Origin of the sequence: uncultured Bacteroides sp., from assembly GCF_910586915.1 — a bacterium.
GTDB lineage: Bacteria > Bacteroidota > Bacteroidia > Bacteroidales > Bacteroidaceae > Bacteroides.
This window is the reverse complement of sequence record NZ_CAJULN010000010.1, coordinates 26,855-42,094: the sequence shown is the minus strand read 5'-3', so window position 1 is coordinate 42,094 and position 15,240 is coordinate 26,855. Positions and strand designations below refer to the sequence as shown.

Annotated in this window: 9 protein-coding genes; all 9 read left to right on the top strand. The window is 47.5% G+C overall.

The genetic code is table 11. From position 1 onward, the window contains the following. Positions 1–554: 554 nt before the first annotated feature. Genes QZ331_RS05940 through QZ331_RS05900 form a run of 9 tightly spaced genes read left to right on the top strand, consistent with a single transcriptional unit; the run spans position 555 to position 15,239 of the window. The gene (locus QZ331_RS05940; RefSeq protein WP_294628903.1) at positions 555–3,890 is read left to right on the top strand and encodes a SusC/RagA family TonB-linked outer membrane protein; all 3,336 of its coding nucleotides are present in this window, start codon (positions 555–557) and stop codon (positions 3,888–3,890) included. A 14-nt stretch (positions 3,891–3,904) separates the two neighbouring features. Beyond that, positions 3,905–5,335 (top strand): RagB/SusD family nutrient uptake outer membrane protein, encoded by a 1,431-nt coding sequence (locus QZ331_RS05935; protein ID WP_294628901.1) that lies wholly within the window; start codon positions 3,905–3,907, stop codon positions 5,333–5,335. Between the two features lie 27 nt (positions 5,336–5,362). Next, on the top strand, positions 5,363–7,267 hold the full coding sequence (locus tag QZ331_RS05930; RefSeq protein WP_294628899.1) for a hypothetical protein: 1,905 nt from the start codon (positions 5,363–5,365) through the stop codon (positions 7,265–7,267). Positions 7,268–7,281: 14 nt separating this feature from the next. After that, positions 7,282–8,841 carry a PKD-like family lipoprotein gene (locus QZ331_RS05925; protein WP_294628897.1) on the top strand — a complete coding sequence of 520 codons (1,560 nt, stop codon included), beginning with the start codon at positions 7,282–7,284 and terminating at the stop codon, positions 8,839–8,841. Positions 8,842–8,864: 23 nt separating this feature from the next. Beyond that, positions 8,865–10,946 carry a S8 family serine peptidase gene (locus tag QZ331_RS05920; RefSeq protein ID WP_294628895.1) on the top strand — a complete coding sequence of 694 codons (2,082 nt, stop codon included), beginning with the start codon at positions 8,865–8,867 and terminating at the stop codon, positions 10,944–10,946. Between the two features lie 4 nt (positions 10,947–10,950). Continuing rightward, entirely contained in the window at positions 10,951–11,892 is a 942-nt protein-coding gene (locus QZ331_RS05915) for a PorV/PorQ family protein (RefSeq protein WP_294628893.1), read from the top strand. Positions 11,893–11,932: 40 nt separating this feature from the next. Then, positions 11,933–12,913, top strand: a complete 981-nt coding sequence (locus QZ331_RS05910) for a hypothetical protein (RefSeq protein ID WP_254871796.1) — start codon at positions 11,933–11,935, stop codon at positions 12,911–12,913. Positions 12,914–12,920: 7 nt separating this feature from the next. Then, positions 12,921–14,018: a TlpA disulfide reductase family protein gene (locus QZ331_RS05905; protein ID WP_175631017.1), complete on the top strand. Its 1,098-nt coding sequence runs from the start codon at positions 12,921–12,923 to the stop codon at positions 14,016–14,018. Between the two features lie 51 nt (positions 14,019–14,069). After that, positions 14,070–15,239 carry a TlpA disulfide reductase family protein gene (locus tag QZ331_RS05900; RefSeq protein WP_175631018.1) on the top strand — a complete coding sequence of 390 codons (1,170 nt, stop codon included), beginning with the start codon at positions 14,070–14,072 and terminating at the stop codon, positions 15,237–15,239. The last annotated feature ends 1 nt before the right edge of the window (position 15,240 follow it).

Here is a 15,240-nt window from a genome sequence, read left to right as displayed (position 1 = left end):
AGCAATGGGAACGACCGTATCAAGCAATGAAACGGTCGTTCCCATTGCTTGATACGGATGCTCCCAATCCCGTCTCTTATACGGATATATGCTCTTTTTAAGGGCGAAAATGGAATCCTAAAGCTCTTTTCATGACTAAAATTAACGTAAGGAATGCTTTTTTGAAAAATATTCCTTAAATTGTATTGTTTTTATTGCTTCAACGTTTATATTTGCAAAATCAATATTATTCGCATGGTGGTATATTTTATTTCAATATGACGGATATTTTGAAAAGAGCATGACTTTATTGTTAGATTAACTACATATTTATAGGATGAGTTGTAAAGCTACATTTTACGTGAGTGCTGACGTGAAGGATTTATTTTATTCACGTTTATTAATTAAAAAGAGAGACTCTTTTTATTAAACCTGCAAATGCGGCTTGGCTCGGAATTCTTACCGAACTTCGATTTTTTCCCTGTTAAAAAAAACGATAGCTTTTGGTGTACAACCCAAGTATTGATTAATTATTAAATTTATTTCTTATGCAGAAAAAGAACTACAAAAAGGGCATGAGGTGCTATTCTTTGTTACTGCTTGGAATGATGCTGTTTTTCGTAGGCAGTGTTGCTAATGCGCAAAAACAAGTGGATTATCAGACAACAAGAATCACTGTTAAGGCAACGAATGAAGCTGTGGAGCAAGTGCTTAATAAAGTAGGAAGCCTTGCTAATGTACGCTTCTTTTACAATCATTCGGAATTGGATTTTCTTAAGAACGTGACGATTGATGTGAAAGATATGGAACTGAGGAATGTGATTTCTGTCATTTTTGCAGAACACCCCGTCACCGTAGCTTACCAGCCTAACCGCACGATTGTGTTGCGTAAAGCTGTGAAGCAACAGAAGGACATGCAAAAAGTGTCAGGTGTAGTAATCGATGCCCAGACCGGCGAACCTCTTGCCGGTGCCAGTATTGTGCTGAAAGAGCAGAAGGGCGTGGGTGTGACTACCAATATGGACGGACAGTTCCACATCGAGATGCTTCCGGGCAGCGCCACTGCCTTGCTGTTCTCCTATGTGGGTTACCAGCAGGAGGAAGTGCGGCTTGCCAACCGTGACTTGAGCAAACTGAAAGTGAAACTGACACCGATGGCGAACGAGATAGAAGGTGTTGTGGTGACCGGTATGGCTCCCCGTAAGGCGGCAGGATTTACCGGACGTTATGTGACAGTGAAGGCGGAAGATTTGAAACGCATAAATCCCAATAACCTGTTGGAAGCACTTCAGGTCTTCGACCCCAGCTTTCGCATCGTAGACCAAAACCAGTATGGCTCCGACCCGAACCGCTTGCCTGAGTTTAATTTGCGTGGTGACGTGCAGTTGGGCTCCAGCAGCGCCAGTTCTTTCAATATGATGATGGGCGACTATTCCAATCGTCCCAATATGCCGCTTTTTATCCTCGACGGTTTCGAGACTTCGTTGCAACGTATCGTAGACATCGACCCCGAGCGTATCGAATCCATTACGATTCTGAAAGATGCGGCGGGTACTACCCTCTACGGCTCAAAGGCTTCCAACGGCGTTATCGTGTTCGAAACGAAGAAGCCCGCTCCCGGAAAACTGAACGTCAGCTATAGTGCCAATATCGGTATTTCCGTACCCGACCTTTCGGACTACGATTTGATGAATGCTTCGGAAAAATTGGAGTACGAACGTGCCGCCGGGCTCTTCAATTCGGTGAGCCTGATGAACTATTACAATGAAAAGAAAAAAGAAATTCTGCGCGGAGTAGATACATATTGGTTGTCGCAGCCGCTTCGTACGGCAGTGACACATCGCCACACGCTGCATCTGGAAGGCGGCGATGAAGCGATTCGCTATAGCTTGGGTGTGAACTACGGCAATCAGTACGGTGTAATGAAAGCCTCCGGCCGCGAGAATATGGGATTGTCGTTCAATCTGCAATACCGCTATAAGAACTTGAATATCAGTAATTCTCTTTCTGTCGAAAACACCGAAGGAAACAACTCTCCTTACGGGGCTTTCTCAGCCTACAGCAAGATGAATCCTTATTATCGCCTGACCGATGAAAACGGTAAATACCAACGCATCATCGAGACGAAGCCTATGCCTTCGGGCAGCGCGCAGCAGGTGATTACGAATCCGCTCTACGATACACAGTTCCCGTACAAGGACATGAACCGTAACTTTAGCGTGATTGACAATTTCTCTTTGGAATATTTCCTGTTGGAGAATCTGCGTGTGCAGGGACAACTCTCCTTTACCCGTTCAAACGGCCGTAACGAGCAGTTCCGTTCTGCCAACCATACCATGTTTGCTAAAGAAGAGGACATCACCAAGCGCGGTTCCTATGAACGTAACCTCGGCGAATCCACCAGTTGGGACGCCAATGCTTCTATCAACTACAACCTCGTTCGCGACAAGCACGGACTGTTTGTCAGTGCGCGCTGGAACGTATCCAACCGTGTGAGCGACGGTGTAGTTCTCTCGGCAAAAGGATTCCCCAACGACAACATGACCGACTTCTTGTATGCACATAAGATGGAAGACCGCGTATCCGGCAGCGAGAGTACACAGCGTAGTGTGGGCGTACTCGGTTCGCTCAACTATATGTACGACCAGCGTTTCTCCGTAGACGTGAATGTGCACGGCGACCTTTCCTCACAGTTTGGTAACGATACGGGAATGGCACCTTTCTGGTCTACCGGTTTGCGTTGGAATATGCACGAAGAGAAATGGCTGAAAGGCACACCCGTTTCCAACTTGGCACTCTATGTCAACATCGGTACCACCGGTTCGCAAAGTTACTCGCCCTATCAGGCAAAAGAGACTTATTCCTACTCCGACCTGATGTTCCCTTATCCCTCCGGTGATACGTTGGGAGCGCAGCTTATGGGATTGGGCAATCCTTCTTTGGGATGGTCGAAAACCACCAGCAAGACAGCGAGTGCGGAATTGGGCTTGTGGAACGGCAGACTGAACTTTACAGGTTCTTACTACCATAATTATACGGACGCGATGTTGCTGGAGAACAACGTACAGCCTTCTACCGGTTTTGCTTCCGTTACCCGCAACGTGGGTGCCGTGTTGAATGAAGGTGTAGAGTTTTCTCTGAGCAGTCTGCTGATTAATGATTACAAGCGTCAGATTCAGTGGTCGGTAGGTATCAATGCTGCCCATAACCGCAACGTTATCAAGAAGCTATCCAACGAACTGAAGAAGATGAACGAGAAAAACCTGAGCGAACGCAACGGCACACCGCCCGTCTATGAAGAAGGACAGTCTACTTCCGTGATTAAGTTGGTTCCTTCGTTGGGTATCGACCCTGCCACGGGCAAGGAGTTGTTCCTCACACGCGACGGAGAGAAAACCTTTGTGTGGGATCCCAAAGACAAGATTGCCGTAGGAGATACGGAACCGAAGATTCGCGGTGCCATCAGTTCTTCGCTCACCTGGAAACAACTGACAGCCGGATTGGCTTTCACCTACCAGTTGGGAGCCGACCGCGTGAACGAGACATTGATTAATAAAATCGAGAATGCCGAAATATCCAACAACGTAGACCGCCGTGCGGGTGGACCCGACCGTTGGAGCACGACAAACCGTTATGCCAAGTATAAAGGAATGGGGCTGTATAGCCAGAACACCCCGTCCAGCACACGTTTCTTGCAGAAATATAATGAATTTGCGTTGAACTCCATCTCTGTGGGGTATCGTCTGGACCCGAAACAAATCAAATTCCTGAAAACTTGCCGCGTGGCGAGTATGTCGCTCACGGCTTCCATGCAGGATATTTTCCATTTTTCTACAGTGAAACAGGAGCGAGGGCTGGATTACCCCTATGCAAGAAGTTTCAACCTGTCTGTGTCTTTATTGTTTAACTAATCGAGGGAGAAAATATGATAAAGAATATAATTATAGGGATAAGTATGGTACTCTTTGCTGCCGGCTTTGCCGGTTGTGCCGATTGGGTGAATGTGACCCCGAAAGACCAGGTGGAGAGCGATAAACTGTTCAATAGCGAACTTGGTTACAAGAGTGCCCTTATAGGTATCTACGCACGTATGACGCTGGACGAAACATACGGTAAGAGCATGACATACGGTTCGGTGGAATTCTTGGTGCAACGGTACGACAACTACGGAAGCAACATCCCTACCGAAGAACAACGCGCACAGCGCTACGACTACAAGAAGAACGAAAGTGCCAAGGATATGGTGAACGATCTGTGGGTAAACCTCTTCTGTACCATCGGCAACATCAACAACCTGCTGCAAAACCTTGAAAACGGAGGCAGGAACATCGTCACCACCGACGGATACTGGACACTGATGAAAGGGGAAGCCTTAGGACTTCGTGCGTTTCATTACTTCGACCTGCTCCGTCTCTACGGTCCTATCTATAGCGAAGACCCGGAAATGGCGTGTCTGCCCTGGCGTACGGAGTTTAACGACGAAGCAAAGTCGTTGCTGCCCGCCAGCCGCATTGCCCAGAACATTCTGCACGATTTGGAGGAAGCGGAAGAACTGTTGAAAGACGACAACCTCTACTACCAGAACAACCTCGACGATGTATTCTTGGGATACCGCAAGCACCGCATGAACAAGATGGCGGTGAAAGCCTTGATGGCACGTGTCTATTTATGGATTGGCGACAAAGCCAATGCTGCGTTGAAGGCTAAGGAAGTGATTGACGGATGCGGCTTTACGCTTGCAATGGACAATACCAAAGATGTCTCTCTTTACGAAGAGACGATTTTCGGATTGGGACGCGACGATATGGAGACGAAAGTAAAGAACGACTGGGCGGAACTGACCAGATATGCCAACGAACTTTATATATCCAACGAAAACTGCGAACAGGTATTCAACAAGCAGAATATAGGTATTAATGACATCCGTTACAAAAACGGATACGGATTCATACATGGAGAAAACGGAAGAATGTGCCGCAAGTATCTGGGACGCGAAGTGGAATATAAAGAGAAGATTCCTTTGATTCGTTTGTCGGAAATGTATTACATCCTGGCCGAAAGTGTCAGTCTTGAAGAGAGTGTCACCTATATCAATCAGGTGCGCAACGCACGCGGAATCTCGCGTTCCAACAATCTGGTAGCCAATAGCGCCTACAACGAACAGGCCCGCCGGGATGCGTTGAACGAAGAGTATCAGAAAGAATTCTTCGCTGAGGGACAGTGGTTCTATTTCCTGAAACGTAACAACTACCGTACCTTCTGGCGTTGTCCCACCACGATACCGTCTATGACAAAATACTACGTGTTGCCTACGCCGGACGACGAGATAGAATACGGAGTGGGAGCACAGGAATGATTTTGGTTTCATTAAAATGAATAAGCAATGAGAAAAAATATATATCTATTTTTATTGGCAGGACTGCTTACCGCTTGCGGAGAAGACGATTTGATTCGTTACAGTCTGGAAAAGGATGGCCTGCAATTCTACACGGGCGAAGACAGTAAACTGGTTCCGGGTGATGCTTCGGATTTGGAGCGCATTTTCAATTTCGCTACCGCCACCTATCGGGAGAGGAAAAAGGGCGACGAACGCGAAGAAACCTATTACTACGGTGACAATCTGGAGACATACACATACGAGAAAATCTATATGCAGATACAGGGATTCCCTTCTCCCGACGAGCGTCCTTATAAGCTGAAAGCGATAAAACTGGAAGATGAAGAGAGCGACTTTGTTCCCGAAGTAATCTTCGAGCCTTACTATAGCGTGGCTCCCGAACAGGTGAGGGATACCATCAAGTTCACCATTGTGCGCCCGAAGAACGAACGGGGCGAATTTATGCGCGGCACTTATCGCTTCGGTATTACGATTGATACGGAAGATAACCCCTTCTTCCAGGAAGGTGTGACGGAACAAAACGTGCTCGAAGTAACATTGAAAGACGTATATGAGAAACCCGATGACTGGGATGCACGCGAAGAGTGGTTGGGAGCTTTCGATGAGGAGAAGTATGCGTTTATGCTGACCTATTCACAACTTCCGTTTGTGCGTAGCAACGACTATATGTGGAACAAGACCGATAAATACAACCAGGAGTTGGTTGCTTATCTGAAAGAGCATCCGGAAATGGCGGCACGCTTTGCCACTGAAATTCCCGATATGCCTAAGACAGTGTGGTGGACAGGAGATGTCGAAACAAATATATTGGGAGCTTATTCCCGCGAGAAGTTTGACTTCATACGGAGCGTCATGGGCGAGGAAGAGTTGTTGGAAAACGATAAACTTGTCTATTGGAACCTTATTTTCCGCGAAAAAGTGGCGGCGGATGCTGGCTATGAGTTCCCGGTCAATCAAAGTCGTGCCGGATGGTGGAACAATCAGGCTTTGGGCGAATGGGCTATTGATAAGCAGGAGTTTGTGACAAGAACAATTTTTGAAACTTGCAAGTTGAACAATGTGCCCGAAGATGCATGGGAATATGTGCCTTCCGTAATACGTTTGAATATAGATGCTTATAATACGGCTCATCCCGGTGCTCCGTTGGGCTTATCGTTCCCCGAAGATAATTTGGTGCCCGAATGGTGGGAAATGCGTCAGGAATTGTTTGGCGAATTTTCTTCAATCAAAAGAGATGTGATTGTAAAGGCACTGTTTGAATATAACAGAGATACTTCTTGGGAACCGGTGAAGGGGATTCCTCAGTTAAAGAATCCTCAACTTTCCAATGCAAGTTTCTCTGCATCTTATATGCCAAACATTAAAAATGCGATTGCAGCTTACAACAAAACACATCCGGACACCATGATTGAATTGCCGATAGTACTGCCTGCATGGTGGAATCTGTCGTTCTTGGGTGAATATAACGAGAAAAAAGAAAATTTAGTGAAGGGAGTTATGTCTCAGTATTATGGTACTCCAAATCAATGGACAGTGTGGAATCAATGGAATATCATATTCCGGTATGAAGCGAAACAGGGAGGAGATAAGGATATTGTATTCCCGGTACTGGACGCATCTCTGATTAAGCCTTCTTATTGGGATAAATATAAATATTTGGGTGAGTATTCTGAATCGAAATTAGTGTTTACATGGATGATGCTTTTACCGCAATGTTATGGTAATATGGAGGAAGGCGTCTTGGGAAATGGTTGGCCGTTCTATAACAGAGAAACTGTGTACAATAAATTGGTAGAGGCTTATAACGCAAACTACAGAACATTTATGAATCGTTATGCATCATCTAACCCCGAACCGTTTGAATATCCGGCAACTTTCCCCGGTAACTAATAAACTTGAATGATATGAAAAAAAATATTCAGATATGGCTATTGGCAGCTCTCCTCCTGATGGGGGGGCTTGCCGGATGTTACAATGATAAAGGTAACTACGACTATAAAGAAATTAATGAGGTGGAATGCTCCATCAAGGCAGCCATCAAAGGAGGAAATGAAATTGTGATTAACGAAATGGGAAGCAGCCGTTGTAAGCAATCGCCTATTGATGTAGTAGTTGTCTATACTCCTGTCATTTCGCAGACGATGGCTCAGAATGAGGAGAATCTCGTTTATGAGTGGAAAGTGACCAAAGCAGGCGAAAAGGCTGTTTTTACTACAGACAAAGTATTGGAATTGGAGTTTCCTGCCAATACAGCGACTTCTTACAGCATAGTGTTTAGCGTGACCGATGAACTTACCAATGTAAGTTTCTACAAATCTTTGAGTATCAATACATCGCAACCTTATATCAACAGTTGGTTTGTATTGAATGAAAAAGAAGGCGTACAACAGTTGTCGGTAATAGAAGAACCCGATTCTGTGAATTCCATCATCTCTTTTGACGGATATGGCGATTTGGGTCTTTCCAAGTCGGAAGATATAAAAGTAATCCGCGATGCAACGCATTTGATTTACTCTCCTACGTTAGACCGCAAGAATACCGTAAATCCGGAAATTCTGCAACTGATGTCAAAAAATGGTGTTTGGCGGACAAAACCCAGTACGCTCTCCATGACCGCTATGAAGTTGCCGAGTGTGGTAGAGGCCACCAAACTTTCGCTGGTGAATGGTATCGACGGAAGCGTGGCGTGTCTTTCTACCGTCATTGTGGACGAACGTGGACAAATGCACTATTGCTACGATGGTGAAACATATGAGATGATTGAACCTTACAAGACCCCTTATCTCACGGGAGTGCTTGGTCATAATTTGGGCGAACCCGGACAGATTGCCATATGGGACAATGAAGAAATGGCGTTTGGATACGCAGACATCAGAGGTGGCAAGGCTGAATTGAATTTTATCTATCAGTATGTAGAAGGGCTTAATGACACGGAGATTGTGTGGATGGGACCTGAGTATGGTGATGGAGACGAGAGTAAGAATTCATTGGGTATCGCCATCGCCCGTCACAAGGATACGCAGGATTACGTCGTTTACCACTTAGGACGGAATGATGATAAAGAGTATGCAGTGACCCGCAGCGATGCTATCGGACAGTTGGTGGGCGGCAATGCGGTTTCTCAGTTTGCCACAGCACCGTATGCATTTCTGCAGCAATTCTTCTACATTTCAGGAAGCAAACTTTATCGTTGCAATGTCAGCAATGGAGAGTCGGTGGAGATTTATGATGCGGAAGGTACGATTTCAAAGATGAAATTCAGAATCTTGAATGAGAACATAGGACGCCCTCACGAAATGCGTATGTTGGGTATGGCTGTAGAGAAAGAAGACGGCACATGGGAGTTGCATCAGATTGAACTTACCATTGCCGGAGACTTAAAGGAAGATAGCGTGAAGAAATTTGCAGGGTTCGGAGCCATCAAAGACTTCTGTTTCTCATTCCGTAATACAGCATCTAATTAAAAAGAATAAAATTTAGTGTGATTATGAAACGTACATTATTATATAGCTTACTGTTGCTTGCGTTGACTGCTTGTCAGGATTACATCACTCCGGAAGTGCCCAAAGATGATTTGTCTTCATGGATGAACGAAGAAGGGCTTGTGAGAGGAGAGGTCTATGTGAAGTTCAAGCAACTGGACAAAGATTTGCAAGTAGTGGCTACTCGTAGCGGTGAGGTGGAAACCGGCAACAAAGATTTGGATGCCGCCGCCGCGAATATAAAGATGCGGCAGATGGAACGCCTGTTCCCTGCCGGAAAGTATGAGAAGCGCACCAGAAAAGCAGGATTGCACCTGTGGTATAAAGTGAAGTTTGACGAAGCCGTCAACGTGGGACAGGCTGTGGATGCTTTTTCCGCATTAGACAATGTGGCTTGCGTGGAGCCTGTGGGCAAGGTGGTGCCTGTTGCGGTGAATCCGCCTAAGGATACTTATTTCGGTTCTCAGTGGTATTTGCACAATACAGGTCAGATTGGTATGATGGAAGGTGCGGATATCAAGATTCTGGATGCTTGGGAACTGACTTCGGGAAGCTCGGATGTAATTGTGGCTGTGATTGATCAGATTGTCGATTTTAGACACATGGAATTGAATCAGTGTATGTGGCGAAATGACGAGGAGGATGAAGATGGCTATGTAGACAACGATGGCAACGGCTATGTGGGCGACTACTATGGATTGGGAGTAAACAACAATACCATTCTCAGCGATGATAAAAGTCATGGAACACACGTAGCGGGAATAATTGGTGCATCTACAGTTACCAATAATTATTTCAATCCTAATGGTATTGCAGGTATAGCTGGTGGTGGTTATCCGATGTACAATCAGGGAGTTCGCATCATGACCTGCGACTTTTCTTACGGCCCTGCCGCCATTAAATATGCGGCGGATATGGGAGCGGTGATTTGCAATAACAGCTATCATGTCGGTACAGGGCAAGCAACCATACAGGCTTTTCAGGAAGCTGTCGACTATTTTGTGGAATATGCAGGTTGTGATGAAAACGGCAATCAGGTAGGCCCGATGAAAGGTGGCTTGGTGATTGCGGCTGTTGCCAACGACGGCGTGAAGAAGGATGCGGTAATTCCCGCCTCTTTGAATCATGTGATATCCGTAGCCAGTGTAAATCCCCGTTTTCAGAAAAGTAGTTTCTCCAATTACGGTTCGTGGGTGTCTATCTCGGCTCCCGGCGGTGGTGGTGATGAAGTTCCTGCCGAATACGATTGGAGTACTTGGGCAATCTGGAGTACGGTGAACAATAACGATTTCAAACCTATGGTCGGCACCTCTATGGCTTCGCCCGTAGTGGCGGGAGTAGCAGCGTTGGTGGTCTCTTACTTGAAAGACAAGGAAGGCGGACTCACTGCCGAAGAGGTGAAACATCGCCTGTTGCAGAATGTCACTCCCATTGCAGAATACAATCCCGAATACGAAGGAATGATTGGCGTAGGTTGTGTCAATGCGTACGGTGCTTTGACGGGAGCCATGAACTGGCCGCCTGTTATCAAGTTGGTTTCGGAAGGACTGGATGTAGAGACCGACAAAGTGCTTTACTACGGCGAAGAGGTGAACTACGTGTTTGAACTGAGCGACAAGGAAACCGATGCAGCCAGACTCACCTATGAAGTGGACGACCCTGCCGGCATCTTTAAGCAGACTTTCGCAGATGGGAAACTCACTCTCTCTCTGCGTAACAAGGATATTCAGCCCGGTTCATACAAAGTTTCTCTCTCCGTGACCGACCAGGGAGTAGGAGGAGAAGAGCACCTCAACGTACAGACTACCACTACCGCTTTCACCGTTCGCCTGTTGCCCGAAGTACATACGGAAGTAAGCATCGAAAACACGAACACCGAACTGACGATTGGTGCAAGTGCTACCTTCAGTGGCAAGGTGACCGCACGGATATACGACACGCTCGGCAACTTGGTGCTCGAACAAGTGACGAATATCTCGCTCAGTTCTCCCGGCAAAGTCGATATCTCCGGATTGAGCGGCGGTATGTATGTCGTGAAACTGACGTGCAACAATAAAACGATTACTAAGAATATCATAAAACTGTAAGAGTATGAAAAATATAAGATATGGCTTGATGATGTTGCTCTTGTGCGGAGCAACCGCTACCTTTGGACAGGGTGATAACGGAGCGGCTTTGTTTCCCGAACTGACGCCCGATGTGCGCGGTGTAGGAATGGCTAACAGTGGGGTGGCTTCTTCGGCAAACGCATTCTCCATTTGGAGAAATGCTGCCAAGAATGTTTTCTCGGACCAGAAGGCGGAAGTGGCCTACAGTTTTACGCCCTGGATGCGCGAATTGGCTTCGGGCAGCAATCTGCACGCTTTGGCAGGCCATTACCAGTTGGACGACAAGCAGGGAATCCAGGCGGGTTTCCGCTACATCAACCGTCCGGAAGTGGAGCGCGCGGGTGCGGTCTATACCCCCAAGGACTGGAGCATTGACTTGGGATATGCACGCAAGCTCACCGAAGGACTGTCCGTAGGTGCAACGGCACGTTTCGTACGTTCCGCTCTTTTTGACAATGCGGTGGCGAACGGGGTGGCTTTCGATCTCGGTGTCTATTACCAACAGGCCTGGCGCAACAACGACGACGCCCGTTGGAACTTGGGTTTGCAGGCTTCCAACTTCGGTACGAAAATGGATTACGGATACGGTAAGTATAAGCAGCCTGCCAAAGTGAATGCCGGAGGAGGTGTCGACTATGCATTCAACGACAACCACCGTCTGCAAGGCACGCTCGAAGTGGGCTACCGCGTATGGCCTGGCGGTTGCTGGGAGAGTGCCGTCGGAGCGGAATACACGGCGTTCAAGTTGTTTTCCGTACGCGGCGGATACCACTATGGAGAAGAAAACAACCGTATGCAACGCTATGGCACCATCGGCTGCGGCGCGCATTACAGTATGCTACGTGCCGACTTTGCCTTTATTATTCCTGAGAAAAACAGCTTCCTCAAGAATACATGGCAGGTGTCGTTGGGGGTAGCCTTCTGAACTGAGTCTGAACCAAGAAATAACGAATAGATTAATGTATATGATAAGAAGAATTTTAATAGGATGTGTTTGTCTGTTGTGTAGTGTAGCATGGGAGACAGTACAAGCTAAGAAAACTGTGTTAAGTGCCGAAATCTACGGTTATCGGGCAGAGATGGTCTATTTTGACTGTTTCCAGACCCCGTTGCTCCGGCAGGAGTTCCATACCAATCCCGGTGAGGAGCATATTTACTCGTTTGATACAGACCGGATGGTGACGTTTGCCATCAACGGCAGGACAACTGTTTTGCTGATGCCGGGCGACAGCCTGCACGTCAACCTTCGTTACGAAGGCAAGCAGGTGCAGTCTGTAGAGTTCAGCGGAACAGCAGAAGCGGTGGCGCAAAACCGCCTGCTGCGCGACATCGAACAGTTGAAACGTACCATGCGCTATAAATCGCAGCTTCTTGCCTGCATCGCCGTAGATGTGAAGCCGAAAGAACGTTTCGAAGCATCACGGATGCTGTTGGAGCAGAGCCGCAAGTTGTTGGAAAAAGCCGGCAAGGAGATTCGTCCCGAAGTGAGCAGCTATGTCTTGGCAGACATCGAAGGAAGCGTATATAATTCGTTTATGGAATATCCGGTGATGTATGCTGAAACCCGCCGTTTGCCGATTGAGAAACAGGAAATCGGCGATTACTGGTCGGTGATGGACGGATACAGCCTGCGCACGGACAAGAACGCCTTGCTGTCTCAGGATTATATCGGGATGCTGATGCGCTATATGTTCTTCGTCAACGAGAAGAAGGCGCACGAGTCGGGCGCAACCTATACGCGCCCCGCTTCCTTCGAAGAGGGATACCGCGCGTATGCTGCATTCTATACAGGCGATGTAAGGGATGTGGTGCTTTATACGATTATCTGCAACTTTATCCGTAGCGGAAAGAATCTCGACCGCATAGATGATGTAGTGAAGGAGTATAAGAAGAAATACAACCGGAACAAGGAATATATACGTATTATAGAAACACTTTTGCAATAAATAGAGAATGAAAAATACATTAATGGCAACGTTGCTTTTGGCAAGTTGCGGACATATGTCATATGCACAGAACAATGTGACTGTGAAAGGACAGATTAAAGGAGTGGAATCGGGGCGCCTGTATATGCTGGCTCCGGTTTCCGAAAAACGGGTGGATACGCTGGGCACTGCCCTTTTCCAAGCCCCCGATTTTGTGTTGGAGGGTAAGTGTGACGAACCGGTGGTGGCACATATCGTTGTAGAGAACTATTCGGGAGGATTCCCCTTCATGGCAGAGCCGGGCGGCTCGTACACTGCTTTGCTTACCAATGGGCGGGAGGCCTACATCCGGGGCGGCAAGTTACAGGACGCCTGGACGGGATACTTGAAGTATTCCACCGAGCAGCGCCAGAAGATAAGCGCAATGAAGCAAAGACACCAGACGTTGGTTGCTGAAAATAAATTCAGAAGTGCCAGTGCGCTGAACGATTCGATTCAGCTTTTGGAGCAACAGGCAAGAAAAGAGACTTACGACTTTTTGGGACAGCACGACGACCTGATTACGGCGCATACTTATCTGGAAAATGCACAGATGCGCGATGCGGGCGCCGAGCAGAGCCGTAAGATGTACGAATCGTTGGGCGAAGGTGCCAGGCAGACGCCCAGTGGCCGTATTTTGAAAGAGCGTTATGAACGGATGGAGCAGACGGAGAAGGGGAGACTTGCCCCCGACTTTACGCTGAGTACTCCGGAAGGCAAGGAAGTGACGCTGAGCAAGGTGGCAGGAAAGGTGAAGATTCTTGATTTCTGGGCTTCGTGGTGCGGACCATGCCGCCTGAACAATCCCGCTCTGAAAAAGGCTTACGAGGAGTATCACGACAAGGGGCTGGAGATTATCAGCGTCTCGCTCGACGACAAGCCGGAACGTTGGAAGGATGCCATTGCCAAAGACGGGCTGACGTGGATAAACGTCTCCTCATTGAAAGGATGGAAATGCGATGTGGCACGGCTTTACAGTGTGAGCGCCGTTCCCGCCATCTTTGTTCTCAACGAGGAAAACCGCATTGTCGCCACCAATCTGAGAGGAGAAAAACTGGCTAAATACTTGGAAGATAACTTAAAGTAACCGTTTCTTCGGTTGCTTTTTAATTAAAACAGATAAAGTATTCATTTTTATATGAGAAGAATAATAGTTTCGGTTGCCGTTGGGATGTTGGCAGGTGTCGGTTGCCTGGCACAAGACGGCGGCAAGTATGTCATTACTGGTGAGATGACACGCGATTCGTTGCGCTTCACTCCGCAAGCGGTCCGCATGATTTATCTGGCGTGCCAGTCCGACGGCAAGGAAGTCAGACTGGATTCTGCCGTTGTAAAGAATAAGACCTTCCGCTTCGAGGGCAAGGCTCCCCGCTTTGTGGAGGCCGCCTATCTCTCCGGATTCGATAACGGAAGCGTGCAGTTATTGCTCGAGCCGGGCAACATCACGGTGCAGCCGTTTGATGCCCACTATCCCGTGTCGGCAAAGGTAAGCGGTACGCCTTGCAACGATGTGATGAACGGCTACTATGCGGTGCGTGCAAAAGATGTGCAGGATTCGAAAGTCCGCATGAACAATCTGTTCAATTCGCTGCCCGAAGAGGTGAAGAACAATCTAGAGCAACAGATGGACTATCAGGGTTCCGTGTTCAATATAAACACCGTGATGCAGAAAGTGGTGGCGCTGGAATACCTGCGCAATCACCTCGACAACGAAGCGGCTTTGTTTATCATCAAGCACGACAGCTACCATCTGTTCCAGCCGAAAACGGTCGAACGTATGTTGCTGCGTGCCGTCTCTCCGCGACTGAGACAGCATCCCGTCTATCGTGAACTGGAGAATAAAATCAAGGCAAGCAACCTCAAGGTAGGTTCGCCCGCGCCTGACATCGCAGGAGTGACGCCGGAAGGCAAGGAGATATCCCTTTCCGACTATAAAGGAAAATATGTACTGTTGGATATCTGGGCTTCGTGGTGCGGACCGTGCCGTCGCGAATTTCCTTATTTGAAGCAGGCGATGACAGCTTCGGAAGCAAACGATAAATTTGTGATACTCAGCTACTCTATCGACAGCAAGGAACGGGATTGGGTGAACAGCATCGAAAAGAATGAGTTGAAACACAAGAACTGGATTCACTTTTCTACCTTGAAAGGATGGTCGTCCGATGCTGTGTCGCTGTTCAACGTGCAGGGAGTGCCTCACACGGTTCTGCTGAATCCGAAAGGAGAAGTGGTGGCTTTCAATCTGCGTGGCGAAGAGATGCTCAACAAGGTGAAGCGAATTATTGAGGGAGTGGAGACGTATGAATAAG